Origin of the sequence: Luteibacter sp. CQ10, from assembly GCF_040900725.1 — a bacterium.
Classification (GTDB): Bacteria; Pseudomonadota; Gammaproteobacteria; order Xanthomonadales; family Rhodanobacteraceae; genus Luteibacter.
This window is the reverse complement of the sequence record NZ_JAEUYM010000002.1, coordinates 360,689-385,900: the sequence shown is the minus strand read 5'-3', so window position 1 is coordinate 385,900 and position 25,212 is coordinate 360,689. Positions and strand designations below refer to the sequence as shown.

The window sequence follows — 25,212 nt, the reverse complement described above, 5'->3', positions numbered from 1 at the left end:
AACGCATGGCAAAGAACCTCCTCATCGTCGAATCGCCGGCCAAGGCCAAGACGATCAACAAGTACCTGGGCACCGACTTCCAGGTGCTGGCGTCGTACGGTCACGTGCGTGACCTGCGGCCGAAGGAGGGCGCGGTCGACCCCGATCACGGCTTCGCCATGGCCTACGAAGTGATCGACCGCAACGAGAAGCACGTCGACGCCATCGCCAAGGCGGCCAGCAAGGCCAGCAGCATCTACCTCGCCACCGACTTGGATCGCGAAGGCGAGGCCATTTCCTGGCACATCAGCGAGATCCTCCGGGAGCGCGGCCTGCTCGAGGGCAAGGACGTCCAGCGCGTGGTCTTCAGCGAGATCACGCCCAAGGCCATCAAGGAAGCCGTGGCCAACCCGCGCAAGCTCTCCCACGATCTCGTCGACGCCCAGCAGGCGCGCCGGGCCCTCGATTACCTCGTGGGCTTCAACCTGTCGCCGGTGCTCTGGCGCAAGGTGCAGCGGGGCCTCTCGGCCGGCCGCGTGCAGTCGCCGGCGCTGCGCATGATCGTCGAGCGCGAGCTGGAGATCGAAGCCTTCAAGGCCCGCGAGTACTGGACCATCCAGGCCAGCCTCGCCCACCCCGAGGGTGCCTTCGAGGCGCGCCTGGTCAAGCTCCACGGCAAGAAGTTCGAGCAGTTCGACCTCACCAACGAGGCCGATGCCCAGGCCGCGCGCACGGCGCTGGAGAAAGCGGCCGCCGGCCGCTTCACCGTCGGCGAGGTCAGCAGCCGCGAACGCAAGCGCCGCCCCGCACCGCCGTTCACCACGTCCACGCTGCAGCAGGAAGCCGCGCGCAAGCTCGGTTTCTCCACCAGCCGCACGATGCGCGTGGCGCAGGGCCTCTACGAAGGCGTGGCGCTGGGCAGCGAGGGCAACGTCGGCCTCATCACCTATATGCGTACCGACTCGGTGGCGCTCTCCGACGACGCCGTGGCCGAGCTGCGCGACCTGATCGGCCGCGACTACGGCCGGACGGCGCTGCCCGACGGCCCGCAGGTGTACAAGTCCAAGTCGAAGAACGCGCAGGAAGCCCACGAAGCGGTGCGCCCGACCTCGGCCATGCGGACCCCGCGCAGCGTCGCGTCGTTCCTCAACGACGACCAGCGCAAGCTTTACGAGCTGATCTGGAAGCGCACGGTCGCCTGCCAGATGGTCCACGCCACGCTCAACACGGTATCGGTCGAATTCCCGGTCGCCGACTCGGCGTTCCGTTCCACCGGCACGACGGTGGTCGACCCCGGCTTCCTCGCCGTCTACGAGGAAGGCAAGGACCAGAAAAACGAGGACGACGACGAGCAGCGCCGCCTGCCCCGCCTGACGCAAGGCGATGTGGTGCCGGTGTCCGCCATCGATGCCGACCAGCACTTCACCGAGCCGCCGCCGCGCTACTCCGAAGCCAGCCTGGTGAAGACGCTCGAGGAATACGGCATCGGCCGCCCGTCGACCTACGCCAGCATCATTCAGGTGCTCATCAGCCGCGAGTACGTGCTGCTGGAAAGCCGTCGTTTCCGTCCGACCGACGTCGGCCGCGCGGTGAGCCAGTTCCTTTCCGGGCATTTCGCGCAATACGTCGATTACGACTTCACTGCGCGCCTGGAAGACGAACTCGATGCGGTCAGCCGCGGTGAAGAACAGTGGGTTCCGTTGCTCGAGCGATTCTGGCAGCCGTTCAAGACCCTGGTCGACGACAAGACCGAGAGCGTGGACCGCAGCGAAGCCACCGGCGCGCGCGAGCTGGGCAACGACCCCAAGAGCGGCAAGCCGGTCTCGGTGCGCCTGGGCCGTTACGGCGCCTACGCGCAGATCGGCAGCAAGGACGACGACGACAAGCCCACCTACGCCAGCCTGCGCCCCGGCCAGAGCATGCATACCATCACCCTCGATGAGGCGATGGAGCTGTTCAAGCTGCCGCGCAACCTCGGCCAGGCCGAGAACGGCGACGAGGTGACCGTCGGCATCGGCCGCTTCGGGCCCTTCGTGAAGCAGGGCAGCACCTATGCCTCGCTCAAGCCCGAGGACGACCCCTACGTCATCGAGCTGCCGCGCGCGTTGCAGCTGGTGCAGGAGAAGCTCGAGGCCATCGCCAATCGCATCATCCAGGACTTCGGCAACGACGTGCAGGTGCTCAACGGGCGCTACGGCCCGTACATCACCGACGGCGAAAAGAACGCGCGCATCCCGAAGGATCGCGATCCCAAGACGCTCACCGAGGCCGAGTGCATCGAGTTGCTCGCGGCCGCGCCGGTGAAGAAGCCGCGTGGCGGCAAGGCGGCCAAGAAGACCGCCGCCAAGAAGGCCGCGTCGAAGAAGACGGCGGCCGCCAAGGACGCTCCGGCGAAGAAGGCCGCGGTGAAGAAGACGGTCACCAAGAAGACGGCGGCGAAGAAAGCCACGGCCAGGAAGACCGCGGCCAAGAAGACCGCGACGAAGAAAACGGCCGTGAAGAAGGCCGCGGCCACGAAGACCGCCGCCAAGACGGCGCGCGTCGCGGACTGACATGCGTCGCTTCGACGATCGCGCCGTTGGCGAGGCCGCCGCGCTGTTGCGCGCCGGCGGCGTACTCGCCTATCCCACCGAAGCGGTCTATGGCCTGGGGTGCGATCCGCACGATCAGGCCGCCTTCGCGCGCCTGTTCGCGCTGAAAGAGCGGCCCGCCACGCAGGGCGTACTGCTCATCGCGGCGGACTTCGAACAGGTGCAGCCCTATATCGATCTCGCCGCCGTGCCCGACGCGGTGCTGGCGCAGGCGCGAGCCTCCTGGCCCGGTCCCAACACCTGGGTGTTTCCGCGCAGTGCGAGGGTGCCCGACTGGGTGGCCGGCGCGCATGCGGGCATCGCCCTGCGGGTGACGGCGCACGAGCCCGCCGCCTTGCTCTGCCGGGCCTTCGGCGCGCCCTTGGTGTCTACCAGCGCCAACCCCCATGGCGAGCCACCCGCGCGCGACGTCGCCACGCTCGAACGTTATTTCGGCGACCGCCTCGACGGCGCCATGGACGCCCCCCTGGGCGGCCTCGACCGGCCGACGGTCATCCGCGACGCGCTGTCCGGCGCTATCATCCGGGCCTGAAAGGGGGAGTCACGCTTTGTCCATCGTCCAAGGGTTCCTGGGGCGCGTCGCCGCGCCATCGTTGCCGCTGCTCGCGGGTTCGCCGTCGCGCGTGGTCGCCTGGCGTGACGGCGCCGCCGTCAGCGCGGGCGAATTCCTCGCCCACGTACGGCTCGTGGCGGAGGCGCTGCCGGACGCCGTCGGCGCGGTCAACCTCTGCGAAGACCGCTACGCCTTCCTGGTCGCCTTCGCCGCGCTGGCCTTGCGCGGCCAGTTCAACCTGCTGCCGCCGTCGCGTGCGCCGCACGCGGTCGACGAGGTGATGGGCCATCATCCGGGCGCTTACGCCATCGGCGAGCAGGCGCTCGATCCGGCGCCCGCCGGCTACCTGCGCATGCCGGCGCTCGCGCGCACGGCGCCGGCCTACGGCGACGTGCCCATGATCGCGGCCGACCATGTCGTGGCGATCGGCTACACTTCCGGATCCACCGGCAAGCCCAAGCCCAACGTGAAAACCTGGGGTTCGTTCGTGGCCAGCAATGCGGGCAACGCGCACATGCTCTCGGTCGTGCTGGGCGACACCTTCCACACCGTCGCCACCGTGCCGCCGCAGCACATGTACGGGCTGGAGATGTCCGTGGTGATGCCGTTGCTGTCCGACGTGGGCATCCATGCGGGGCGGCCGTTCTTCCCGGCCGACGTGGCCACGGCACTCGCTTCGTTGCCCGAGCCCCGTGTGCTCGTCATTACCCCGGTGCACCTGCGCGCGCTCGTCGAATCCGGCGTGACGTTGCCGCCGCTCGGTGCCGTCGTGTCCGCGACGGCACCGATGCCAGTCGATCTCGCCACCGTGGCGGAAGCGCGTTTCGGTGCGCCGTTGTGCGAGGTGTTCGGCTCGACGGAAACCTGCGTGTTCGCCAGCCGTCGCACCTCTACCGAAGAAGACTGGACGCTATACGACGGCGTGGCGCTGCATCCGCAGCCCGACGGCACGCTCGTGGACGCGCCGCAGCTGTCCGAACCGGTGGTGCTTGCCGACATCGTCACGTTGCACGACGAGGGGCGCCGTTTCCGTCTTCGCGGCCGCAATACCGATCTGCTGGAAATCGCCGGCAAGCGCGCCTCGCTGGGCGACCTCAACCGTCGCCTCTTGGCGATCGAGGGCGTGCGTGACGGCGTGCTCTTCCAGCTCGACGAGGCCGATGCATCGGGCGTGCGTCGCATTGCCGGGCTCGTCGTGGCGCCGGGGCTTTCGGAGCAGCAGGTGCTGGCGGCGTTGCGCGTGGCGATGGACCCGGTGTTCCTCCCGCGGCCCTTGCGTGTCGTCGAGCAGTTGCCTCGCAACGAGACCGGCAAACTGCCGCGCACGGAATTGATGGCGCTGATCCGCCCGGCCCTGTAGCCACGCCGTTCGCTGATACGATCGGCTCCCACCCCTTCGGTAGCGAGTGTCCTACGAAAGGGTAAAGGGTGGGAGCCGATCGTATCGGTGATGTCATGGCTTGCCGAACGCACCCATCCCCGCCAGCAGTTTCCTCGCCAGTTCCACGCGCTGGTTCCCGTCTTCCGGCGTCACGATGTCGATGTTCAGCGCGAAGAACCAGCGCTTGCCGCCGTGTTCCACCCAGCCGACGTCCCAACCGAGGTCGTGCGCCTTGTTCGCGTTCGGATCGTCCTGCGCGACATGTTCGCCCCAGCCGGTCTTCGCGTGCAGGATGAAATCGCTGCCCGCCTCATACACGGTGATCCGGCGGGCGATCTCCTGCGCGCGTTGCGAGAACGGCAGCGTGCCGTCGGCGAGGCGGCGCAGGAACGCCACCTGCTGTTCGGCCGAGATGCGCAGGCCACCGCCTAGCCAGAAGGCGTCGATGCCGCCCGAGATGTCGCGGTTGCCGTAACCAGCCTTGTCGATCCACGCCTGCATGCGTTGCTGTCCCGCGCGGCGCGCCATCTCCTGGTAGAACCACACGGTGGAATAGCGCATGCCGCTGGCCAGGCTGTTGGCGCGGTTCCATTCGGCGATCGGCCGTTTCTTGCCGTCCCAGGCGATGGTTTCGAACTCGTCCTTCACGGCGCCCGTGTCGATGGCGACCATGGCATTGAACACCTTGAAGGTGGAAGCGGGTACGTAGGGGTGGCGAGCGCGCTCGGCGTTCCACACGTGCATCGTGCCGTCGCCTTCGGCGTAGACCAGCATCGTGCCCTTGACGTGGGCTTCGGCGAAGGCCTGGCCCCATTCGGGATGTTCCCGCCATTCGCCCGCGTGGACCGCGGTGGCGAAGAACGCGAGCAGGGCGAGGAGAAAGGATGGCAATCGGACCATGCGTCGTACTCCATGTCGGAAAGGTAAGGCCAGCGTGGCCAGGGCGCGGGCCCGCGCCGGGGCCGGACTGGGGCCATTTCCGGGCGAGCGGGGGCCGTGCCGGGTAGAATGCGCGATTCCCGGCATGGTTGGAGTCTCGGCATGAAAGTCCTCGTCATCGGCAGCGGCGGTCGCGAACACGCGCTGGCCTGGAAGCTCGCGCAGTCGCCGCGCGTGGACGAGGTGATCGTGGCGCCGGGCAATGCCGGCACGGCGATCGAGCCGAAGCTGCGCAACGCGGCCGTGGCCGTGACCGATATCGACGGCCTCCTGGCGCTGGCCAGGCAGGAAGGCATCGGCCTGACCGTGGTCGGCCCCGAGGTGCCGCTCGTCGCCGGGGTGGTCGACCGTTTCATGGCCGAAGGCCTGCGCTGCTTCGGTCCCCGCGCGGCGGCCGCGCAACTGGAAGGCAGCAAGGCCTTCGCCAAGGATTTCCTCGCCCGCCACGGCATTCCCACGGCGCATTACGCCGTATTCACCGACCTGGCTCCCGCGCTGGCGCACGTGCGCGAGAAGGGCGCGCCCATCGTCATCAAGGCCGACGGCCTCGCGGCCGGCAAGGGCGTGGTGGTGGCGATGACGCTGGCCGAAGCCGAAGCGGCGCTCACCGACATGCTCGGTGGGAAGGCGTTCGGCGACGCCTCCTCGCGCGTGGTCATCGAGGAATTCCTCGACGGCGAGGAAGCCAGCTTCATCGTCATCGCCGACGGCACGCACGCGTTGCCGATGGCCACCAGCCAGGACCACAAGCGTCGCGACGAAGGCGACAAGGGTCCGAACACCGGCGGCATGGGCGCGTACTCGCCGGCCCCGGTGGTGACCGACGAGGTCTCCGCGCGCGTCATGCGCGACATCATCGAGCCCACGCTGGCCGGCATGGTGAAGGACGGCGCGCCGTTCACCGGTTTTCTCTATGCGGGCCTGATGATCGATGCGCGCGGCGCGCCGAAGGTCATCGAATTCAATGTGCGTTTCGGCGATCCGGAAACGCAGCCGATCATGCTCCGCCTGCGTTCCGACCTGGTGGATCTCGTCGAAGCGGCGCTGGATGGCGACGTGGGCCGCGTGAGGGCCGAATGGGATCCGCGTCCGTCGTTGGGGGTAGTGATCGCCGCGGGCGGCTATCCTGGCAAGGTGCGCGGCGGCGACGTCATCACCGGTGCCGATGCGAATTTCGGGCCGGACGTGAAGGTGTTTCACGCGGGAACGGCCACCGATGCCGAAGGCCGTCCGGTGACCGCCGGCGGTCGCGTGCTCACGGTGTGCGCCCTGGGGGCCGATTTGGGCGAGGCGCGCGAGAAGGCCTACGCCGCGGTACGCGGCATCGATTTTGCCGACGCCTTCCATCGTTCGGACATCGCGCACAGGGCCTTCGCGCGCGGTTGAGAAAGGAGCGGGCGCAGGCCCGCTCCTTCGCTTCGTTTACAGCCCGTGCGTGACCGGCAACACCTGCCAGCGCTCGTCCACGCCGACGGCGTCGTACTGGAGGAAGCTCTCGGGCACGCGCGGCGAAGCACCCCGTGGATTGGGAATGACGTCACCCGGCGTCGGCTTTGCCGGGTACGACGACCACGGCCGCAGCAGGTCGTGGTAGTGGTTCGATACCATGCGCTGGTGGCGGGTCGGATCGAACATCCCGTTCGGTACGCCGTCGCGCAGGTGCAGGCGCCAACTGTCGCTACCCATGAATTTCGAATGGATGCGGTCGGCCGACCATTGCCACTGCTGGTCCAGCGACGCTCCCACGCAATCGGCCGCGCGGAGGGTGCCGTCGGTGCCGTCGACGGTGAGGCACTGGCCGCTGGCCCGATTGCGGTAGGTGTGGTCCACGTCGAGGTACCACTGCTGCTCACGCCCGCCGTCGCCTTTCTCGCACGCCGCCATGACGATGCCCGGATACGCCGCATGCGGCTGGGTCAGGCATTTGCCGGTACCCGACAGCGATTGGATGCGTACGGTGGGCTGACGGGTGAGCCGTGGCGAACCGAGGTCGATGCGCGCGGTGAAGGCGATATCGGACAGCTCGTCGTCGAAGTCGTCGATCACGTAGTCGGGTTGCGAAGGCTGGCTACCGAAGACGCGGTTGATCACGTCGGCGCGCGTGGCGATGTCCAGCCCCCCTTCCCATGCTCCCGGAAGACGCCAGATCGATAGCGTCTCCATCGAGGCCGAGCGCATCATCGGCGTGAAGCTCGCGTCCGAATACAGGGGGTATCCGGTTTTGCTGTTGCCGGATTGAAACCGCTCCCGGTCGTTGGCGAGATCGCGCGCGAGGTCGAAGCTCCATTGCACGCCGCGCATGTCGTCGTCCGCGTCGCGCGTTCGCACGTCCACCTCGTAATCGTCGACCACCATGGATATCGATCGCTCTTCAGTGCGCTCGACGCCCGCGTTGAACTTCACCGGCAGTTTTCCCAAGGGGTCGGAGTCCATGCCCTTGATGAATTCAAACATATCCGCATCGAGGCTCAGGCCGAGCGTATGCTTCGCCGTGACTTTCTCGTCGATACGGCGTTCCTTCGGCTTGCCGCCGACCGGTAGTGCGCGTTCAAGCACGATGGGCTTCGGCAGTGGTTGGTTTCCGGCTGGCGTGACGGAAGTAAGCACGCGGTAGTTGAGCGGCAGCGCAAGGGTCAGCGCTTTTCCATCGGGTTGGGGCGTGCCGTAGGGGAGCGGGCCGTTGTATTCGGGGCGCTGGAATATCTCGGTTTTCACCAGCACCACCTTCTCGTCGCGCGAGGGCGTGACGTCGCGCTGTACCGTGATGTCGTAGGCGATGCGTCGACCGCCCTCGAACGCCTTGTCCTGCCGGATGCGCAAGGAGGGCGCGTAAGCCGACATGTCGGCCGCATCGGAGGCGGACGCGCGTTTGGTCCGTTGCAAGGGGACGTGCGACGGCTGCAGCCATTCGGCGAGGAAGCGCGCGGCGGCGGGAGCGGTCATGCGGTCGTCGACGCTGCCGACTTCGAGTTCTCCGCCCTGGGTCCGTCGATAGACGGCACGTGACGTACCGGGATGGAAACCGAACGCGCTGAAGGATTCAGCGTTCGCCGATGTCGATCCCGTCACCAGGACGGGTAGTCCCTGCTCCAGGGCATCCATCGCTTCGCGCCGGATCGTCGGGTCACGCAGGTCGGCGTCGTCGACCCAATGAAGCCGGTCGGCCAGCGCATCTCGCACCCATGCGGGGGCCTCGGCCGGGCGGACATGCGGCGCCAGTGCGGGCGAAAGAATGGGGCCGTCGAGGCCGGAAAAGGTCTCGGCGCGGGTGTCGGTGGCGGCCAGCGCCGAGATAGCGGCCAGTACCGCCGCGGGGAGGTATCGATGAGTCATCTGCCATGTCCTTGGCTGAGTGGGGGAGCGCATAGATTGATGGCCGCGCCCTCGCACGACCGTAGGACATAGCGGATATGCTTGTAGGCTAAGGACGAAACTCGACGCGTCGCGATGTGCGAGGGTCAACCGGATCCACGTTTTCGAAAGGATGTTCTTGCATGTCCCAGTTCTCGCTTCTCGGCAAGCGCCGCTTCGCGCCGTTCTTCTGGACGCAGGCGCTGGGCGCCTTCAACGACAACGCCTTCCGCAACGCCATGGTCATGCTGGTGGCCTTCCAGATGGCGCTGCCCGATGCGCAGGTATCGCTCTACACCAACCTCGCGCCGGCACTGTTCATCCTGCCGTATTTCCTTTTCTCGGCCACCGCGGGCCAGCTTGCCGAGAAATTCGAGAAGACGCGGATCATCCGCTTCGTGAAGCTCTTCGAGATTGCCGCGATGGCGATCGCGGCCGTCGGTTTCCTCACCCATCACGTATCGCTCCTGCTGGTGGTGCTGTTCCTGATGGGCGTGCATTCGACCGTGTTCGGCCCGATCAAATACTCCATCCTTCCCCAGGCGCTCGAACGCGGTGAGCTGGTGGGCGGCAACGCACTGGTGGAGACGGGTACCCAGCTCGCCATGCTGGTCGGCATGATTCTGGGCAATTCGCTGATGCTGATCGCCGGCTACGGTACCGTGGCCGCGTCGCTGGCGACGATCGTCATCGCGATGACGGGCTACGTCGCGTCGCGGGCGATTCCCGTCGCGCCGGCGACGGCGCCCGACCTGACATTCAACTGGAATCCGTTGAGCGAAACCTGGCGGGTGCTGAAGATCACCCACGACGATCGCGCGGTATGGAACGCGGTGCTGGGTATCTCGTGGTTCTGGTTCTTCGGCACGGTGATGATCGCCCAATTGCCCAACTACACCCGCCACGTGCTGCACGGCGACGGCACGGTGAATACGCTGGCGCTCACGCTGTTCTCGCTGGGCACGGGCGCGGGTTCGCTGTTGTGCGAGCGGCTGTCGAACCGCCGCGTGGAAATCGGCCTGGTGCCCATGGGAGCCTTCGGCCTGACCGTGTTCGCCGCCGACCTGTTCTTCGCCCGGCCGTCCATCGACGCGGGTGCGGCGTTGGACGCGCTGGCGTTTCTCTCCGCGCCCGGCGCATGGCGCGTGGCGCTCGACCTCACCATGATCGGTGCCTTCGCCGGCTTCTACGTGGTGCCGTTGTTCGCCTTCGTGCAGAGCCGCGCGCCGCGCGACAAGCTGTCGCGCGTGATCGCGGGCAACAACATCGTCAACGCGTTGCTGATCTGCATCGCCTCGGGCTTCGGCATCGGCCTGACGATGATGGGGCTGGATACGCCGACGATCTTCCTGATCACCGCCGTCGTCAATATCGCCGTGGCGGTGTACATCTTCACGCTCGTACCCGAATTCATGATGCGGTTCATCACCTGGGTGCTGGTGAACACGCTCTACCGCGTACGAGTCGACGGCCTGAAGAACGTACCCGACGAGGGGGCGGCCCTGGTGGTGTGCAACCACGTGAGCTTCATGGATCCGCTGATCCTGATGGCCAGCGTGCGTCGCCCGATGCGCTTCGTGATGTACCACAAGATCTTCAACATCCCGGTGCTGAAGTTCGTATTCCGCACGGCGAAGGCCATTCCCATCGCGGGCCGCAACGAGGATGCCGCGCTCATGGAGGAGGCCTTCGATCGTATCGACGAAGCCCTCGCGGCCGGCGAGGTGGTGTGCATCTTCCCCGAAGGCGGGTTGACGCGCGACGGTGGCATCGCACCGTTCCGTCCCGGGGTCGATCGCATCCTGGCGCGCCGTCCGGTACCGGTGGTGCCGCTGGCCCTGCGTGGCATGTGGGGCAGCATCTTCAGCCGGCGCGACAGCGCCCTGAGGCGCGCGCGATTACCGCGGCGGTTCTGGTCGCGGATCGAGCTGGTGGGTGGGGAGGCCTTGCCGGTGGGTACCGCCAATGCGGCGGTGCTTGAAGCGCGCGTGGGCGAACTACGCGGCGACAAGGCCTAGAAGGCGCGACGAACGAAGTGCCGGTGTGACGCTCAGGCGAACCACGCGCCGAGCACGATCACTGCCACCACGGCCAGCCACACCACCAGCACGCGACGAATCACCCGGCGCGCATCCTCCAGTTCGGCGAGGGGGTCGCTCACGTCCTGCACATAGCCGTCGCCGGCCTCCACGTCGGCGTCGACGCCCGCGCGGGCCACGGCACCGAGGAAATCGGGCTCCAGCCGCGAGCGTGGGCTGCCCGATTGGCGGTGCCAGTGCTTCCACGCGCCGACCACGGCATCGAAATCGGACACCAGCGCCATGGCGAATACCATCAGGTGCGCGGGGATCCAGTCGAGCGCGTCGGCCAGGCGTCGTGCGGCCGTACGGGTGTCGCCGTCGAGCGCCAGCGATGCCTGGCGGCCCAGCCACTGGGCCAGGCGGTAGCCGAAGGCACCGACCGGGCCGAAGACGAAGAACCAGAAAAGTACGCCGAAACGGCGGCGCAGCGCCGCGTAGAACGCAGCCTCGACCAGCGCGGGCGCGAACCAGGGCAGGGGCTCTTCGTCGTGCTGCAGGCGTACGACGGCCTCGTCACGGCGCAGGGTATCGGAGGCCCGAAGGATGCCGTCGATATCGGCCTCGACCTCGCGCGGCCCGAGCGTGTAGACGAGCACGATCACCGCGAAGACGAACCAGGCGATGTCGAACAAGGGCAGGGCCTGCAGGATGCCGGCGACGAGCGCGCAGGCGGCCAGCGGCACGAGCCATGCCACGGCGACGCGACCCGGGCCGGACAGGTCGCCCAGGCGATTCACCCACCCTCGGAACCAGCGATCGTCGCGCCAGCGGGAAAGTTGCGGAACGCTCCAGCAGATGACCAGGGCGACGAAAACGGCAAGAAGGCGTAGGGCCATGACGTAAGGGAAATCCGCGTGTCGTTGACCCGATTGTAGGGGATGGACCTAAACTTGTTCAGGCTATTCGTTCACGCCTTTCCGGCGGTCTCGGCGACCAACTCGTCGAGGCTGACGCCGCGAAGCGCGAGCCAGTGTTCGATGAGCCGGTAGGAGACGGACAGGGGCGGTGGAACGCCCAGCGTACCCTCGGTCATGCCGCGCACGATGTCGTCGACCGTGAACCAGCGCGCATCTTCCAGCTCATCGTCACGCAGGCGGATCTCCCGGGTTTTCGCGGTGGCGGTAAAGCCCACCATCAGCGATGCGGGCAACGGCCACGGTTGCGACGAGTGGTACGTGGCATGGAGCACTTCCACGCCGGACTCCTCGCGCACCTCACGGCGCACGGCATCTTCGAGCGATTCGCCCGGTTCGATGAATCCGGCGAGCGTGGAATAGCGGCCTTGCGGCCAGCCGCGCTGGCGACCCAGCAGGCAGGCGTCGCCGTCTTCGACGATGACGATGATCGCGGCGTCCGTGCGCGGAAAGTGCAGGTGGGGGCCATCCGGGTTGGTGCACTGCGCCCGGTGGCCACTGGATACGAGCAGCGTGGGCGCACCGCACAGGCTGCAGAAGCGGGTCTGCCGTTGCCAGTGGGTGATGCCCTTGGCGTAGGCGAACAGGCCGGCGTCGAACGCGTCGAACAGCAGGCCCGCCTCGCGCAACGACATGCGACGGGCGCGGGTCAGCGTGGCATAGACCTCGGCATGCGCCTCGTCGAGCACGAGGGTAAACCAGGCGTTTCCGCCCGCGAGGCCAAGCAGGGTCGACGGTACGTCGCCGAATCGCTCGGCGCGCATGCTCGGCGTCATCCAGCAGGGCCGGTCGACCTCCGCCTGGACGAACGTCCGGCCTTCCGTATCGAGTACGAGGAAGTGCGCATCGGCCCGTCGTTCGGTGTCTTCCACCCAAAGACGGTCGTCGCGGCGTTCGGCCATGCGGTCGATGTCGACGCCGCCGAACACGTTCTCGCGGGCACGCGTCGCCATCGCCTTGTCGCGTTCGGCCTCGACGCTCACGCGGGGCAGCTCACGCGCTGAAGGACGAGCCGCAGCCGCAGGTCGTCTTCGCGTTGGGGTTGCGGATGACGAATTGCGAACCGCTGAACGATTCGGTGTAGTCGATTTCGGCGCCGGTGAGGTACTGCAGCGAAAGTGGGTCGACCAGCAGGGTGACGCCGTCACGGGAAATGGCGAGGTCGTCCTCGGCCTGTTCCTCGTCGAAGGTGAAGCCGTACTGGAAGCCCGAGCAGCCGCCGCCGCTGATGTACACGCGCAGCTTGAGCGAGGCGTTGCCTTCCTCCTCGATCAGCTCGTGCACCTTGCGGGCGGCTGCCTCGGTGAAGACCAGTGGCGCGCCGGCCGAACGGTAGTCCGGCGCCGGGGCGGTGGGAGCCATGGGGAAAGGATTGTTCATACCGTCCATGATGGCGCCGATCCGTGTCAGGTCAAGCCTCGGTCAGGGCGCGGGTGGGGCCGGTGGCGTTTTCGGCCAGCTGGCGCACGGTCAGTGGGGCGCTGTGGATCATCTTGCCGTTCACGCGGGCACCGGCCGCCATTTCCAGCACCTGATAGCGCACGTCACCCTCGATCAAGGCCATCGCCGCCAGTTCCAGCCGTTCGGCGACGTCCACGTCGCCCTTCACGCTGCCGTTGATGACGGCATGCGGCGCCTCGATACGACCGATGACCCGTCCGGTCTCGCTGATGGTGAGAACGCTGTCGCTGCCCGGTTCGGCGTGGATGGAGCCTTCCACCATGCCGTCCAGGTGAAGCGCGCCGCTGAACTCGATGTCGCCGCGAAGGGTGACGCCACGCGCGATGAGGCTGGTGGCCGCGGCGCTCACGGCGGGGGCCTGGTTCTTCCGGTTAGCGTTGAACATCGTCGATCTCCTCGTTGCGGGTGGCATCGGCCCAGGGAATGGTGGCGGCGACCTTGTCGTTATCGGCCGTGGAGGCGGTCAGCCGCAGGCGGGTCGGCTGGAATCCTTCCGGAAGGGTGAACGTCCCCTGGACCTGCTGGAAGTACTTGAACGAAAAAGGCAGGTCGTGGTCTCCGCCGCCCTGGCCCAGGGCGGCGCCTTCGAGCGTGGCGACCTTGTCGCCCTGGATGCCCTCGACGCCCAGGTGCACCTTGCCCTTCACCAGATCGCCGCGCCGGGCGTTCTGGGTGAGGGTGACGGTGAGGTTCCAGGCCTGGGGCGAATCCTTCACCGGCGTGGTACGCGCGCCCTGGATGCGCAGGCTTTCCCGCTGGCCGTTGCTGCCGACCAGGCGCGAGTAGAAGGCGAGGTCGGTGCGGAGCCCGCTGATTTCCTCGTCGCGCTCGGCGAGGTTGCGTTTGAGTTCCCGCGTGGCGACGTCGCCTACCTGGGCGGCGCGCTGGAGATTCGCGATGTGCTGGCGCAGCTCGTCGTCATCGGCGCCGAGCTGGCGGGGAACGGCGCGATCGGCGGAAGCGGGCGGATGGCTTCGAGCCCCCAGCCACGCGCCCAGGACGGCCGCGATGGCGACGCTCGCCACCCAGGCGCCGCCCAGGATCAGGCGCCGGCGCCGCTCATGTGCCGCGTCGCCGAGCGTCCGCACGACGAACCGTGGCGGTTGGCGTGGTGGCATGGGAATTCCGTGCACGAAACGTGAAAGGATCGATGATATATCCCTTGTGTTTCGAAACGGTCAAGGACGCGGGTCGCGCATCCGCGGTGCGGGGCGCGCCGTCGCGGCCGGTGCCTGCGACGGAGCGCCCGCGGGTCGCGCGTCACACCGGCGCCGCAGGCGCCGAAGGGACGTGAGATCAATCGTGGTTGATCGACCCGATCTTGCTGAGCATGTAGCGCTCGGGGCCGATGTCCTTGATGACGCTGAACTGGGTTTCCAGCCAGTCGACGTGTTCTTCCTCCTGGCCGAGGATGAACTTGAAGAGATCACGGCTCACGAAGTCGTGGATGCCTTCGCTGTAGGCGATGGCTTCGCGCAGGTCCGTCATGGCGATCATTTCGAGGTCGAGGTCGCCCTGCAGGCATTCGACCACGTTTTCGCCGATGCGCAGCTTGCCCAGATGCTGGAGGTTCGGCAGGCCGTCGAGGAAGAGGATGCGCTCGATCAGCTTGTCGGCGTGCTTCATCTCTTCGATGGACTCCTCGTACTCGTGCTTGGCGAGCTCGTTGTAGCCCCAGTCCTTGAACATCCGGTAATGGAGGAAGTACTGGTTGATGGCGGCCAGCTCGTTGTAGAGCACCTTGTTGAGGTATTCGATGACCTTCGCGTCGCCCTTCATCGTGGGATCTCCCTGGTAAGCAGGGTGCGACTATACGTCGCCCGAAAAGGCGATGACGTAACGCGAATGAAGACGGTTTGCGTCCGCGCGGCGCGCGGGGGCGTCAGGCCGGGGTCGGCAGGAAGCCGAGGCCCGCATGCGTCGCGACGGCATCACGCAGGCACTGGCGGGCCTCCGTTTCGCAGGCGCCGCAGCAGTCGGAACAGCCGGTGCGGGCCTGGATCTCGGCGAACGAGTTCACGCCCTCGGCCGCGGCGCGGCGGATGGCGTGGTCGGTGACGGCATTGCACATGCAGATGTACATGGCGCGCATTCGAACGCGAATGCGAACGATTGTCAACTGCGCAAATGTGAACACGGGTGTCAGCCGCTCTCGGCGGCCCGGCGCAAGGCCTCGCCCTGCTGCGGACAGAGGCCCACCTCGACCCGGCAGACCGTCTCCACGGTGGGCGCGAACTGGCGCAGGGCGCGCTCGTAGACCTGGCGCTTGAAATTCACCACGTGGTGGGCGGGGTACCAGAAATCGACCCAGCGCCAGAGGTCGAACTCGGGCTTCTCGCAGGCGTCGAGCCTCAAGGCCTCTTCGGTGCAGACCATGCGCAGCAGGAACCAGACCTGCTTCTGGCCGATGCAGGTGGGGCGCTGGTGATGGCGCACGAAGCGGCTGGGCAGGCGGTAGCGCAGCCAGCCCCGGGTCTCGGCCAGCACCTCGACATGATGGGCCTTGAGGCCCGTTTCCTCTTCCAGCTCGCGATACATGGCCTCGAGCGGGGTCTCGTCGCTGCGCATGCCTCCCTGTGGGAACTGCCAGCCGTCGCGGTTGACGCGGCGCGCCCAGAACAGGCGCCCGTCCCCGTTGAGGAGGACGATACCCACGTTCGGTCGATAGCCATCTGCGTCGATCATCCGCCCTCCGTAAACCCTGCCACGCAAAACGAAAAACCTTGCGCGGGTGGGCTGATTCAACCACAGCGCCGGAAGGAGGGGCAAGGCGAGGCTTGAACGGAAGGTCAACCGCGATTAAACTGCCCGGCCTTGCGCTCCCCACCGGGGCGCAACGACCAGGTTTTCGGCTAGGTAGCTCAGCTGGTCAGAGCGCGGCACTCATAATGCTGAGGTCGGCGGTTCGAGCCCGCCTCTAGCCACCATGTCATTGAAGAAGCCGCATCCCCCGGGGTGCGGCTTTTTTTCATCCCGTTTCGGGAAGCGGCTCGTCGGTGCGCGCGAACGCCGATGCGTCGAACACGGCGCGTGCCAGTTCCACGACGTTGTTGACGCGCAGCTTGGCCATCAGGTTGGCCCGGTGCAGTTCCACCGTCTTGGGGCTGATGTTCAGTTCCCCGGCGATCACCTTGTTGAGCTTGCCGCTCATGATGCCGTCGAGTACCTGGGATTCCCGGCGGGTGAGGCTCAGGTCGGGCCGGAGCGCGGCGAAACCGTTCGCCACGGGCTCCTCGGCGGCGGGCTCGTCCTCGACGATGGGCGCCAGGAAGATGGCCTGGTAGGCGTTCGGGGGCAGGTCGATCGTCTGCCTCGTGACCCGGTATCGGCGGGCATCGTCCAGGCGAAGCTCCTCGCCGGACGGGCCCTGCACGAGGTGCGCGGCGAGCCAGTCGGGCAAGTCGGATTGCAGGTCGGCGGCGAATTCGCGACGAAAGGCCTCGTTGGACATGACGGCCGGGCAGCCGTCGCGTGGACAGACGATGCAGGGCCACGGCAGGGTGGCGAACACTTCTTCGGCCAGTCCACGTGTGGGCGGACCGTCGAGCGACTCACGACCAAGGCACATCGATGGCCTCCTGGTGGACGCGGTTGGTTTGCCTGGGCGGCCCCCTTGCCGCCGCGGAAGTTTCCACTGCAACCTTTTCTCGCGAAAAAGTCCACCGCGACGCATGAAATTGCGAACCAGGTCGTGAAGAAAGCCGCGTCGGCTACAATCGGCGGATGCGTATCTTCAAGACCTTCAACATCGAAGCGGCCCACCGCTTGCCGAATGTGCCCGAAGGGCACAAATGCTCGCGCTTGCACGGACACTCCTTCCGCGTCGAACTCCATGTGGAGGGCCCCGTCGACCCCGTCCTTGGCTGGGTGATGGACTTCGGCGACCTCAAGGCGCGGTTCAAGCCGCTCTACGAGCGGCTCGACCACCACTACCTCAACGATATCGAGGGCCTGGACAACCCCACCAGCGAGAGCCTCGCCCGCTGGATCTTCGAGCGGTTGCGGCCCGACGTGCCGCTGCTGTGCAAGGTGGTGGTGCACGAGACGTGCACCTCGGGGGCGGAATACACGGCCTGATACGTCTCGCCGGGACGGCGACCTAGGCCGATTTTCGGCAAGACGATAGCTGCCATCGCAACAAATTAAGGTTGCTGCCTTGCAGCACCGGGGTCTACACTCCGGCACCTCCCCGTTCCCCGGCGGTTGATCTCGATGTCCCACGCAAACGGTTACGCCGATTTCGCCCGTTTCGTCGAGCAGGCCGCCGCGGCCCAGGCGCTTGCCTGGCGCGGGATGGAGCGTGTCGCCGACCTGCAACTGCAGGCGATGGAAGGCCACGCCCGCGCGGCCACCGGCCTCATGGCCGATGCGATGCTCGCACCCAATGCCGACACCTTGCGCGCCGTGCTCGCGCGCGGTGAACACCTGCAACGTGAAGGCGTCGAGCGTGCCGCGACGGCGGCGGAAGACATATTCGACGTGGCCGTGGAAACGGCCACGTCGCTCGGTGAACTGGTGGGTCGGCCCGCCCGGGCCTGATTCCCCGTCGCCGCGGCATCCCAACGACGCGACGCTGCCGTCGCGCCGGCGAGTGGTATTGCCCTTTCCTCGCTTGTCCAGTCGTTTACGCCGCTGGTATACTTTTCCGGATTAAACCGTGGCCCGTTGATCCAAAGCTGGTGCCGCCTCGAGCGAAACCACGGGAGCCTCGCGTTGCTCAACAGCCTTGCAGCCGGTCGTCATCTCGCCAAGCGCATCGTCATCGCGCAATTGGTGGTAGCCGTGGTCGTAGGGCTCGCTTTCATGCTTCAAGGGCGGCCGGCGGGTCTGGCTGCTTTTGGGGGCGCCCTGATCGTCGCCATCGCCACCGCGCTGCTTGCCGCGCGAGCGTTCGGTGCGCTGGGTGGGGCGGGAGCAACGTTTGCGCGGTTCCTCGTGGGCATGATCCTTCGCTGGATCATCCTCATCGGTGGACTGGCTCTCATCCTGGTTCAATGGAAGCTGCCACCCTTACCCGCCTTGGTGGGCCTGGTGGCGGGCTACGCGGTCAACGTATTTGCATTCAGATTCAAGGGTTGAGGCATGGCGAGCGAACCGCAGGGCGGTCTGACCGAATACATCCAGCACCACCTGAACCACATGACGGTGAATTTCAGCGCCGATCATTTCTGGTTCTGGAACCTCCGTGCCGACTCCATCATCATCTCGTTCGGCCTCGGCGTGGTCTTCTGCCTGTGGTTCTGGCTGTTCGCGCGCAAGGCCACCTCGGGCGTGCCGTCCAAGGGCCAGGCGCTGGTCGAGCTGGCCGTCGAGTTCGTCGACACCCAGGTGAAGGACACCTTCCACGGCGACCGTCGCACGGTCACGCCGCTGGCGCTGTCGATCTTCATGTGGGTGTTCTTCATGAACGCGATGGATCTCCTGCCGGTGGATCTCGCCGGCTGGCTGGTGCAGACCTTCGCCGGCCATGAGGTGGCCCACCACACGTACTTCCGCCTGGTGCCCACCGCCGACATCAACACCACGGTAGGCCTGTCGGTGGCCGTGCTGCTCATCGTCATCGGCCACGGCATCAAGGCCAAGGGCGGCTTCGGCTTCACCAAGGAGCTGATGACCGCGCCCTTCCACGCGGAAAACCCGATCGCCAAGCTCGTGCTGGTGATCCCGAACTTCCTTCTCAACGTCGTCGAAACCCTGTCGAAGCCCGTGTCGCTGGCCATGCGACTGTTCGGCAACATGTACGGCGGCGAACTGGTGTTCATGCTGATTGCCGGTCTGATGGTGAGCTGGATCAGCTTCGTGCCTGGCGTCGTGTTCAACACGGCCTGGGCGATCTTCCACATCCTGATCATCGCCCTCCAGGCGTTCATCTTCATGATGCTGACGATCGTCTACATCGCCACGGCGCGGGAACACCACTAACTCACCGCACCGACGTTCCACCCCTTTTCAGTTCGTTTTCTTTTCAACCTTTCGCTCTAGATATCCCAGGAGATCACCATGGAACTCGCCTCGCTTCTCGCCCACGTGCAGGGCATGACCGCCATCGCCATCGGCATCATCATCGGCCTCGGCGCCCTGGGTGCCTGTCTCGGTATCGCCGTCATGGGCTCGAAGTTCCTCGAGTCGGCCGCCCGTCAGCCCGAGCTGGTTCCGCTGCTGCAGGGCCGCATGTTCCTGCTCGCCGGTCTGATCGACGCGGCGTTCATCATCGGCCTCGCCGTGGCGCTGCTCTTCGCGTTCTCGAACCCGCTGACCGGCGTGATCCGCGCTGCCGTCGGCGGCTAAGAAACCGTTCGTTCCGCCGCCGTGACGCCAGGCGTCACGGCGGTCGTCTGTACACAAGCGTTCGGAGTCTTTCGGAGAGATCATGGAAATCAACATGACCTTCCTGGGCCAGATGATCTCTTTTGCGATCCTGGTCTGGTTCACCACCAAATTCATCTGGCCCCAGCTCAACGGTGCCATCGAAGAGCGCCAGAAGAAGGTGGCCGAGGGTCTGGCCGCCGCCGAGCGCGCGCGTGCCGAGCTCAAGGATGCCGACGCCAAGGTCGCCACCGAGATCAAGCAGGCTCGCCAGCAGTCCACCGAGATCATCGATCGTGCGCAGGCCCAGGCCAACGCCATCATCGAGAAGGCTCGCGTGGAAGCCACCGAGGAAATCAACCGTCTGAAGGCGCAAGCCCAGGACGAGATCGCCTCCATGGCCCAGCGCGCGCGTGAACAGCTGCGTGAGCAGGTGGGCAAGCTCGCCGTGCAGGGCGCCGAGAAGATCGTGCAGCGTGAAATCGATCCGGCGGCCCACAAGGCGCTGCTCGACCAGCTCGCCGCCGAGATCTGATCATGGCCCAGGCGCTCACCCTCGCCCGTCCCTACGCGCGCGCCGCCTTCGAGGTGGCGCACGCGTCGGGTGCGCTCGCCGACTGGTCGGCGGCGCTCAACTTCGCCGCCGCGATCGCCGTCGACCCCCAGGTCGCCGGCCTCGGCAACGATCCGCGCGTGCTGCCGTCGCAGCTCGTGGCGATCCATCTTCCGCAAGGCATGGCCGCCGACGCACCGTTCGCCCGCTTCCTCGAGGAAGTGGCCGAGAACGGCCGCATGGCGCTCCTGCCTGACATCGCCGCGCTCTACGACCAGTACAAGCTGGAGTCGGAGTCGACCCTGAAGGTCAAGGTCACGAGCGCGCTCGATCTCGACGCCGCCCAGGCGGAGCAGCTTCGCGCCTCGCTGAAGCGCCGCTTCAAGCGCGAGATCGAACTGGATACGCACGTCGATCCGACGTTGCTCGGCGGTGTCGTCATCGACACGGGCGAGCAGGTCATCGACGGTTCGGCGCGAGGCCGCCTGCAACGGCTGGCCGGCGCGCTGACGCACTGATACGAGATTCTCATACCACCGGGTGCCGCTAGCGGCGCAACCCAAGGAACCGACCATGTCCAGCACCACTCTCAATCCGTCCGAGATCAGCGAGCTGATCAAGACCCGCATCGAGCAGTTCAAGCTCGGCGCCGAGGCACGCAACGAAGGCACGATCATCAGCGTGTCCGACGGCATCGTGCGCATCCACGGCCTGGCCGACGTGATGCAGGGCGAAATGATCGAGCTGCCGAACAACACCTACGCCCTCGCGCTGAACCTCGAGCGCGATTCGGTCGGCGCGGTGGTGCTCGGTGAGTACCAGCACCTGCGCGAAGGCGATACCGCCAAGACCACCGGCCGCATCCTCGAAGTGCCGGTCGGCCCGGGCCTGCTCGGCCGCGTCGTCGACGCGCTGGGCAACCCCATCGACGGCAAGGGTCCGATCGACGCCGCCGGCAGCAGCCCCATCGAAAAGGTGGCTCCGGGCGTGATCTGGCGCCAGTCGGTCGACCAGCCGATGCAGACCGGCTACAAGTCCATCGACTCGATGATCCCGATCGGCCGCGGCCAGCGCGAGCTGATCATCGGCGACCGCCAGACCGGCAAGACCGCCGTGGCGATCGACGCGATCATCAACCAGAAGAACTCGGGCATTAAGTGCATCTACGTCGCCATCGGCCAGAAGCGCAGCTCGATCGCCAACGTCGTGCGCAAGCTCGAAGAGAACGGCGCGCTGGCGAACACCATCGTGGTGGTGGCCTCGGCGTCTGAAGCCGCCGCCCTGCAGTACGTCGCGCCGTATTCCGGCTGCGCCATGGGCGAGTACTTCCGCGATCGCGGCGAAGATGCCCTGATCGTCTACGACGACCTCTCCAAGCAGGCCGTCGCCTACCGCCAGATCTCGCTGCTGCTCAAGCGTCCGCCGGGCCGCGAAGCCTACCCGGGCGACGTCTTCTACCTGCACTCGCGCCTGCTCGAGCGCGCCTCGCGCGTGAGCGCCGAGTACGTCGAGAAGATGACCAACGGCGAAGTGAAGGGCAAGACCGGCTCGCTCACCGCGCTGCCGATCATCGAGACCCAGGCGGGTGACGTCTCGGCCTTCGTGCCGACCAACGTGATCTCGATCACCGACGGCCAGATCTTCCTGGAAACCGACCTCTTCAACGCGGGTATCCGCCCGCCGGTGAATGCCGGTATCTCGGTGTCGCGCGTCGGTGGCGCCGCCCAGACCAAGATCGTCAAGAAGCTCTCCGGCGGCGTGAAGCTGGCCCTCGCGCAGTACCGTGAGCTGGCCGCGTTCGCCCAGTTCGCGTCCGACCTCGACGCCGCCACGCGCGCGCAGCTCGACCGCGGCCAGCGCGTTACCGAGCTGATGAAGCAGGCGCAGTATTCGCCGCTGTCGCTCGCCGAGCTGGGCCTGTCGGTGTTCGCCGCCGAGAAGGGCTACCTCGACGACTTGCCGGTGAACAAGGTGCTGCCGTTCGAGAAGGGCCTGCACGCGTTCTTCCGCCAGAACCACGGCGATCTCATGACCAAGATCGACGCCACCGGCGATTGGGACAAGGACATCGAAGCCACCTTCAAGGCCGGTGCCGACGAGTTCAAGAAGACCGGTAGCTGGTAAGCGATACCCACGCGGGGCGGCGCCGCCGCCCCGCAGCGTCACCCTTTACAGACGAGTAAGCCATGGCAAGCGGCCGCGAAATCAAAACCAAGATCAAGAGCACGCAGAACATGCGCAAGGTGACGCGTGCGCTCGAAATGGTCTCGGCGTCGAAGATCCGCAAGGCGCAAGACCTCATGAAGGCCTCGCGCCCGTATGCGCGCCTCATGCGCAAGGTCATCGCGCACGTCGCCCAGGCCAGCACCGACTTCACCCATCCGTTCCTCACCGAGCGTGAAAACGTCTCGCGCGTGGCGTTCATCGTGGTCTCCACCGACCGCGGTCTCGCCGGCGGCCTCAACTCCAACCTGTTCCGCCGCGCGCTGGCCAACATCCGCGAGTGGCAGGGCAAGGGCGTGGAGATCGACGTGGTGGCGATCGGCCAGAAGGCCGTGCAGTTCTTCCGCCGCATCAAGGGCGTGAACCTCATCGGCACGGCCACCCACCTGGGCGAGAAACCGAAGCTCGAAGACCTGATCGGCGTGATCAAGGTCGTGCTCGACGCCTACGGCGCGAACAAGCTCGATCGCGTGTTCCTCAGCTACAACGACTTCGTGAACACCATCGTGCAGAAGCCGCGCATCGACGCGCTGCTGCCGCTGTCGCTGGTCGCCAACGAGCTGGAGAACGCCGACGGCGCCGCGTCCGAGGGCGTGAAGGTCGAGCAGACGCACGACTGGGACTACATCTACGAACCGGACGCCCGCACGGTGCTCGAGCACCTGATGACGCGTTACATCGAGTCGGTGGTGTACCAGGCGGCCCTCGAGAACCTCGCCAGCGAACATGCCGCGCGCATGGTCGCCATGAAGGCGGCGTCCGATAACGCCACCAAGGTCATCGGCGAACTGACGCTCAGCTACAACAAGGCGCGTCAGGCCGCGATCACCCAGGAAATCTCGGAAATCGTCGGCGGCGCCGCCGCGGTTTAAACGAACAAGCCAAGGCGACGCGGAAGCGGCGCCGCTACCGAAAACCTTAAGAAGATTCATCCGGAGCACATCCATGAGCCAGGGTAAAGTTGTCCAGATCATCGGCGCGGTCGTCGACGTCGAATTTCCGCGCGACCAGGTGCCGCAGGTCTACGACGCACTGAAGGTCGAAGGCACCGACATCACCCTCGAGGTGCAGCAGCAGCTGGGCGACGGCGTCGTGCGCACGATCGCGCTCGGTTCCACCGACGGCCTGCGCCGCAACCTCGTCGCCAGGAACACCGGCGAAGGCATCAAGGTGCCGGTCGGCAAGGCCACCCTCGGCCGCATCATGGACGTGCTCGGCAACCCCATCGACGAAGCCGGCCCGATCGGCGAGCAGGAGCAGTGGGTCATCCACCGCGAAGCCCCGTCGTACGACGACCAGGCCGCCGCCAGCGAACTGCTCGAGACCGGCATCAAGGTCATCGATCTGATCTGCCCGTTCGCCAAGGGCGGCAAGGTCGGCCTGTTCGGCGGCGCCGGCGTGGGCAAGACCGTGAACATGATGGAGCTCATCAACAACATCGCGAAGGCGCACTCGGGTCTGTCCGTGTTCGCCGGCGTGGGCGAGCGTACCCGCGAGGGCAACGACTTCTACCACGAGATGAAAGACTCCAACGTGCTCGACAAGGTCGCGATGGTGTACGGCCAGATGAACGAGCCGCCGGGCAACCGCCTGCGCGTGGCGCTCACGGGTCTCACCATGGCCGAGTACTTCCGCGACGAGAAGGACGAGACCGGCAAGGGCAAGGACGTGCTGCTCTTCGTCGACAACATCTACCGCTACACGCTGGCCGGTACCGAAGTGTCCGCGCTGCTCGGCCGCATGCCGTCGGCCGTGGGTTACCAGCCGACGCTGGCCGAGGAAATGGGCGTGCTCCAGGAGCGCATCACCTCGACCAAGACCGGTTCGATCACCTCGATCCAGGCCGTGTACGTGCCCGCGGACGATCTGACCGATCCGTCGCCGGCCACCACCTTCGCGCATCTCGATGCCACGGTGACCCTGAGCCGTAACATCGCCTCGCTGGGTATCTATCCGGCCGTGGATCCGCTGGACTCCACCAGCCGCCAGCTCGATCCGGGCGTGATCGGCCAGGAGCACTACGACGTGGCCCGCCGCGTGCAGCAGACCCTGCAGCGCTACAAGGAACTCAAGGACATCATCGCCATCCTCGGCATGGACGAGCTGTCGCAGGAAGACAAGGAAGCCGTGTCGCGCGCGCGCAAGATCGAGCGTTTCTTCTCGCAGCCGTTCCACGTGGCCGAAGTGTTTACCGGCTCGCCGGGCAAGTACGTGCCGCTGAAGGACACCATCCGCGGCTTCAAGATGATCGTCGACGGCGACGTGGACTACCTGCCGGAGCAGGCCTTCTACATGGTCGGCGGCATCGACGAGGCCATCAAGAAGGGCGAGGAGATGGGTGCGAAGAAGGCCGCGTAAGCGCCTTTTTCGTCCCTTCCCTTACTTCACGGAACCAAGCCCATGACCCATACCATCCGCGTCGACATCGTCAGCGCCGAAGCCGAGATCTTCTCCGGCGAAGCCACGCTCGTGGTCGCCACCGGTGAGCTTGGCGAGCTGGGCATCGCGCCGCGTCATGCTCCGCTGATCACCCGCCTGAAGCCCGGCCACGTCGACGTGGTGGGCAGCAACGGCGACCGCCAGCAGTTCTACGTCTCCGGCGGCATCCTCGAGGTGCAGCCGCAGGTGGTCACCATCCTCGCCGACACGGCCGCCCGCGCGGCCGACCTCGACGAGGCGGCCGCCCTGAAGGCGAAGGAAGAAGCCGAGGCCGCCCTGGCCAACCGCGGCGAACAGCTCGACGTCGCCGAGGCCCAGGCCAAGCTGGCCGAGGCCCTCGCCCAGCTCCAGGCCCTGGAGCGCATGCGAAAGACGCTCAAGCACTAAGCCCTTCGAAAACCCCGCTCCGGCGGGGTTTTTCATGTCCGGGCCGCCGGATTC

27 protein-coding genes and 1 tRNA gene are annotated in these 25,212 nt (G+C 66.5%); 17 read left to right on the top strand and 11 right to left on the bottom strand.

The window, feature by feature from the left end:
• Positions 1 to 5: 5 nt before the first annotated feature.
• From JNG39_RS10605 to JNG39_RS10595, 3 genes are read left to right on the top strand one after another with little or no spacing between them, the layout of a single operon-like run.
• Complete coding sequence (locus JNG39_RS10605) at positions 6 to 2,531, top strand: DNA topoisomerase I (RefSeq protein WP_368311336.1); 2,526 nt, start codon at positions 6 to 8, stop codon at positions 2,529 to 2,531.
• 1 nt (position 2,532) lies between these two features.
• Positions 2,533 to 3,102 carry an L-threonylcarbamoyladenylate synthase gene (locus tag JNG39_RS10600; protein WP_368311334.1) on the top strand — a complete coding sequence of 190 codons (570 nt, stop codon included), beginning with the start codon at positions 2,533 to 2,535 and terminating at the stop codon, positions 3,100 to 3,102.
• A 16-nt stretch (positions 3,103 to 3,118) separates the two neighbouring features.
• Entirely contained in the window at positions 3,119 to 4,483 is a 1,365-nt protein-coding gene (locus JNG39_RS10595; RefSeq protein ID WP_368311333.1) for an AMP-binding protein, read from the top strand.
• A 93-nt stretch (positions 4,484 to 4,576) separates the two neighbouring features.
• Here JNG39_RS10595 and blaOXA read toward each other — a convergent pair whose 3' ends face one another.
• Positions 4,577 to 5,404, bottom strand: coding sequence for a class D beta-lactamase (gene blaOXA / locus JNG39_RS10590; protein ID WP_368311331.1), 828 nt, complete (start codon positions 5,402 to 5,404; stop codon positions 4,577 to 4,579).
• A 141-nt stretch (positions 5,405 to 5,545) separates the two neighbouring features.
• Here blaOXA and purD point away from each other — a divergent pair, with 141 nt between their 5' ends.
• Positions 5,546 to 6,829 (top strand): phosphoribosylamine--glycine ligase, encoded by a 1,284-nt coding sequence (purD, locus tag JNG39_RS10585; protein ID WP_368311329.1) that lies wholly within the window; start codon positions 5,546 to 5,548, stop codon positions 6,827 to 6,829.
• Between the two features lie 36 nt (positions 6,830 to 6,865).
• Here the strand turns inward: purD and JNG39_RS10580 are convergent, their stop codons facing one another.
• On the bottom strand, positions 6,866 to 8,776 hold the full coding sequence (locus JNG39_RS10580; RefSeq protein WP_368311328.1) for a ricin-type beta-trefoil lectin domain protein: 1,911 nt from the start codon (positions 8,774 to 8,776) through the stop codon (positions 6,866 to 6,868).
• A gap of 161 nt (positions 8,777 to 8,937) precedes the next feature.
• Between JNG39_RS10580 and JNG39_RS10575 the strand changes: the two genes are divergently transcribed.
• Positions 8,938 to 10,812 carry an MFS transporter gene (locus JNG39_RS10575; RefSeq protein ID WP_368311326.1) on the top strand — a complete coding sequence of 625 codons (1,875 nt, stop codon included), beginning with the start codon at positions 8,938 to 8,940 and terminating at the stop codon, positions 10,810 to 10,812.
• A 32-nt stretch (positions 10,813 to 10,844) separates the two neighbouring features.
• Here JNG39_RS10575 and JNG39_RS10570 read toward each other — a convergent pair whose 3' ends face one another.
• From JNG39_RS10570 to JNG39_RS10535, 8 genes are all read right to left on the bottom strand, one after another.
• On the bottom strand, positions 10,845 to 11,711 hold the full coding sequence (locus JNG39_RS10570; protein ID WP_368311324.1) for a beta-lactamase induction protein: 867 nt from the start codon (positions 11,709 to 11,711) through the stop codon (positions 10,845 to 10,847).
• 71 nt (positions 11,712 to 11,782) lie between these two features.
• Positions 11,783 to 12,772: an NAD(+) diphosphatase gene (gene nudC / locus JNG39_RS10565; RefSeq protein ID WP_368311322.1), complete on the bottom strand. Its 990-nt coding sequence runs from the start codon at positions 12,770 to 12,772 to the stop codon at positions 11,783 to 11,785.
• Positions 12,773 to 12,782: 10 nt separating this feature from the next.
• A complete protein-coding gene (gene erpA / locus JNG39_RS10560; RefSeq protein WP_368311320.1) occupies positions 12,783 to 13,151 on the bottom strand; it encodes an iron-sulfur cluster insertion protein ErpA in 369 nt (122 codons plus the stop codon).
• 49 nt (positions 13,152 to 13,200) lie between these two features.
• Positions 13,201 to 13,635: a polymer-forming cytoskeletal protein gene (locus JNG39_RS10555; protein WP_368311319.1), complete on the bottom strand. Its 435-nt coding sequence runs from the start codon at positions 13,633 to 13,635 to the stop codon at positions 13,201 to 13,203.
• Positions 13,622 to 14,368, bottom strand: a complete 747-nt coding sequence (locus JNG39_RS10550) for a DUF6776 family protein (RefSeq protein ID WP_368311317.1) — start codon at positions 14,366 to 14,368, stop codon at positions 13,622 to 13,624. Before JNG39_RS10550 ends, JNG39_RS10555 begins: the two co-directional genes overlap by 14 nt.
• Before the next feature lie 178 nt (positions 14,369 to 14,546).
• Positions 14,547 to 15,029 (bottom strand): bacterioferritin, encoded by a 483-nt coding sequence (bfr, locus tag JNG39_RS10545; RefSeq protein WP_368311315.1) that lies wholly within the window; start codon positions 15,027 to 15,029, stop codon positions 14,547 to 14,549.
• Between the two features lie 103 nt (positions 15,030 to 15,132).
• Positions 15,133 to 15,342, bottom strand: coding sequence for a bacterioferritin-associated ferredoxin (locus JNG39_RS10540; RefSeq protein WP_368311918.1), 210 nt, complete (start codon positions 15,340 to 15,342; stop codon positions 15,133 to 15,135).
• 50 nt (positions 15,343 to 15,392) lie between these two features.
• Positions 15,393 to 15,935, bottom strand: coding sequence for an RNA pyrophosphohydrolase (locus tag JNG39_RS10535; protein ID WP_144912740.1), 543 nt, complete (start codon positions 15,933 to 15,935; stop codon positions 15,393 to 15,395).
• A 165-nt stretch (positions 15,936 to 16,100) separates the two neighbouring features.
• On the opposite strand from JNG39_RS10535, the gene JNG39_RS10530 reads away from it, so the two are divergent.
• Positions 16,101 to 16,177, top strand: a tRNA-Met gene (locus JNG39_RS10530).
• A gap of 41 nt (positions 16,178 to 16,218) precedes the next feature.
• On the opposite strand, the gene JNG39_RS10525 is transcribed toward JNG39_RS10530, so the two are convergent.
• Positions 16,219 to 16,818: a response regulator transcription factor gene (locus tag JNG39_RS10525; protein ID WP_368311314.1), complete on the bottom strand. Its 600-nt coding sequence runs from the start codon at positions 16,816 to 16,818 to the stop codon at positions 16,219 to 16,221.
• Positions 16,819 to 16,973: 155 nt separating this feature from the next.
• Here JNG39_RS10525 and queD point away from each other — a divergent pair, with 155 nt between their 5' ends.
• From queD to JNG39_RS10470, 11 genes are all read left to right on the top strand, one after another.
• Complete coding sequence (gene queD, locus JNG39_RS10520; protein WP_144912745.1) at positions 16,974 to 17,327, top strand: 6-carboxytetrahydropterin synthase QueD; 354 nt, start codon at positions 16,974 to 16,976, stop codon at positions 17,325 to 17,327.
• 135 nt (positions 17,328 to 17,462) lie between these two features.
• Positions 17,463 to 17,789, top strand: a complete 327-nt coding sequence (locus JNG39_RS10515) for a phasin family protein (RefSeq protein ID WP_368311312.1) — start codon at positions 17,463 to 17,465, stop codon at positions 17,787 to 17,789.
• Positions 17,790 to 17,963: 174 nt separating this feature from the next.
• Entirely contained in the window at positions 17,964 to 18,329 is a 366-nt protein-coding gene (locus JNG39_RS10510) for an ATP synthase subunit I (RefSeq protein ID WP_247372487.1), read from the top strand.
• Positions 18,330 to 18,332: 3 nt separating this feature from the next.
• Positions 18,333 to 19,172: a F0F1 ATP synthase subunit A gene (gene atpB, locus JNG39_RS10505; RefSeq protein WP_144912752.1), complete on the top strand. Its 840-nt coding sequence runs from the start codon at positions 18,333 to 18,335 to the stop codon at positions 19,170 to 19,172.
• A 78-nt stretch (positions 19,173 to 19,250) separates the two neighbouring features.
• Positions 19,251 to 19,538, top strand: coding sequence for a F0F1 ATP synthase subunit C (gene atpE, locus JNG39_RS10500; protein ID WP_368311310.1), 288 nt, complete (start codon positions 19,251 to 19,253; stop codon positions 19,536 to 19,538).
• Positions 19,539 to 19,620: 82 nt separating this feature from the next.
• A complete protein-coding gene (locus JNG39_RS10495; RefSeq protein WP_144912758.1) occupies positions 19,621 to 20,091 on the top strand; it encodes a F0F1 ATP synthase subunit B in 471 nt (156 codons plus the stop codon).
• Between the two features lie 2 nt (positions 20,092 to 20,093).
• A complete protein-coding gene (locus JNG39_RS10490; protein WP_368311309.1) occupies positions 20,094 to 20,627 on the top strand; it encodes a F0F1 ATP synthase subunit delta in 534 nt (177 codons plus the stop codon).
• A 55-nt stretch (positions 20,628 to 20,682) separates the two neighbouring features.
• On the top strand, positions 20,683 to 22,233 hold the full coding sequence (atpA, locus tag JNG39_RS10485; protein WP_368311307.1) for a F0F1 ATP synthase subunit alpha: 1,551 nt from the start codon (positions 20,683 to 20,685) through the stop codon (positions 22,231 to 22,233).
• 62 nt (positions 22,234 to 22,295) lie between these two features.
• On the top strand, positions 22,296 to 23,204 hold the full coding sequence (gene atpG, locus JNG39_RS10480) for a F0F1 ATP synthase subunit gamma (RefSeq protein ID WP_368311305.1): 909 nt from the start codon (positions 22,296 to 22,298) through the stop codon (positions 23,202 to 23,204).
• 73 nt (positions 23,205 to 23,277) lie between these two features.
• Positions 23,278 to 24,690: a F0F1 ATP synthase subunit beta gene (atpD, locus tag JNG39_RS10475; RefSeq protein WP_368311304.1), complete on the top strand. Its 1,413-nt coding sequence runs from the start codon at positions 23,278 to 23,280 to the stop codon at positions 24,688 to 24,690.
• 42 nt (positions 24,691 to 24,732) lie between these two features.
• Positions 24,733 to 25,158, top strand: coding sequence for a F0F1 ATP synthase subunit epsilon (locus tag JNG39_RS10470; RefSeq protein WP_144912770.1), 426 nt, complete (start codon positions 24,733 to 24,735; stop codon positions 25,156 to 25,158).
• Positions 25,159 to 25,212 lie beyond the last annotated feature (54 nt).

Bases quoted from the DNA above. Each gene is read 5' to 3' on its own strand.
- JNG39_RS10605 (WP_368311336.1), top strand. From the start codon at position 6: ATGGCAAAGAACCTCCTCATCGTCGAATCGCCGGCCAAGGCCAAGACG.
- JNG39_RS10600 (WP_368311334.1), top strand. From the start codon at position 2,533: ATGCGTCGCTTCGACGATCGCGCCGTTGGCGAGGCCGCCGCGCTGTTG.
- blaOXA (WP_368311331.1), bottom strand. From the start codon at position 5,404: ATGGTCCGATTGCCATCCTTTCTCCTCGCCCTGCTCGCGTTCTTCGCC.
- purD (WP_368311329.1), top strand. From the start codon at position 5,546: ATGAAAGTCCTCGTCATCGGCAGCGGCGGTCGCGAACACGCGCTGGCC.
- JNG39_RS10580 (WP_368311328.1), bottom strand. From the start codon at position 8,776: ATGACTCATCGATACCTCCCCGCGGCGGTACTGGCCGCTATCTCGGCG.
- JNG39_RS10575 (WP_368311326.1), top strand. From the start codon at position 8,938: ATGTCCCAGTTCTCGCTTCTCGGCAAGCGCCGCTTCGCGCCGTTCTTC.
- JNG39_RS10570 (WP_368311324.1), bottom strand. From the start codon at position 11,711: ATGGCCCTACGCCTTCTTGCCGTTTTCGTCGCCCTGGTCATCTGCTGG.
- erpA (WP_368311320.1), bottom strand. From the start codon at position 13,151: ATGGCTCCCACCGCCCCGGCGCCGGACTACCGTTCGGCCGGCGCGCCA.
- JNG39_RS10555 (WP_368311319.1), bottom strand. From the start codon at position 13,635: ATGTTCAACGCTAACCGGAAGAACCAGGCCCCCGCCGTGAGCGCCGCG.
- JNG39_RS10550 (WP_368311317.1), bottom strand. From the start codon at position 14,368: ATGCCACCACGCCAACCGCCACGGTTCGTCGTGCGGACGCTCGGCGAC.
- bfr (WP_368311315.1), bottom strand. From the start codon at position 15,029: ATGAAGGGCGACGCGAAGGTCATCGAATACCTCAACAAGGTGCTCTAC.
- JNG39_RS10540 (WP_368311918.1), bottom strand. From the start codon at position 15,342: ATGCGCGCCATGTACATCTGCATGTGCAATGCCGTCACCGACCACGCC.
- JNG39_RS10535 (WP_144912740.1), bottom strand. From the start codon at position 15,935: ATGATCGACGCAGATGGCTATCGACCGAACGTGGGTATCGTCCTCCTC.
- JNG39_RS10525 (WP_368311314.1), bottom strand. From the start codon at position 16,818: ATGTGCCTTGGTCGTGAGTCGCTCGACGGTCCGCCCACACGTGGACTG.
- queD (WP_144912745.1), top strand. From the start codon at position 16,974: ATGCGTATCTTCAAGACCTTCAACATCGAAGCGGCCCACCGCTTGCCG.
- JNG39_RS10515 (WP_368311312.1), top strand. From the start codon at position 17,463: ATGTCCCACGCAAACGGTTACGCCGATTTCGCCCGTTTCGTCGAGCAG.
- atpB (WP_144912752.1), top strand. From the start codon at position 18,333: ATGGCGAGCGAACCGCAGGGCGGTCTGACCGAATACATCCAGCACCAC.
- atpE (WP_368311310.1), top strand. From the start codon at position 19,251: ATGGAACTCGCCTCGCTTCTCGCCCACGTGCAGGGCATGACCGCCATC.
- JNG39_RS10495 (WP_144912758.1), top strand. From the start codon at position 19,621: ATGGAAATCAACATGACCTTCCTGGGCCAGATGATCTCTTTTGCGATC.
- JNG39_RS10490 (WP_368311309.1), top strand. From the start codon at position 20,094: ATGGCCCAGGCGCTCACCCTCGCCCGTCCCTACGCGCGCGCCGCCTTC.
- atpA (WP_368311307.1), top strand. From the start codon at position 20,683: ATGTCCAGCACCACTCTCAATCCGTCCGAGATCAGCGAGCTGATCAAG.
- atpG (WP_368311305.1), top strand. From the start codon at position 22,296: ATGGCAAGCGGCCGCGAAATCAAAACCAAGATCAAGAGCACGCAGAAC.
- atpD (WP_368311304.1), top strand. From the start codon at position 23,278: ATGAGCCAGGGTAAAGTTGTCCAGATCATCGGCGCGGTCGTCGACGTC.
- JNG39_RS10470 (WP_144912770.1), top strand. From the start codon at position 24,733: ATGACCCATACCATCCGCGTCGACATCGTCAGCGCCGAAGCCGAGATC.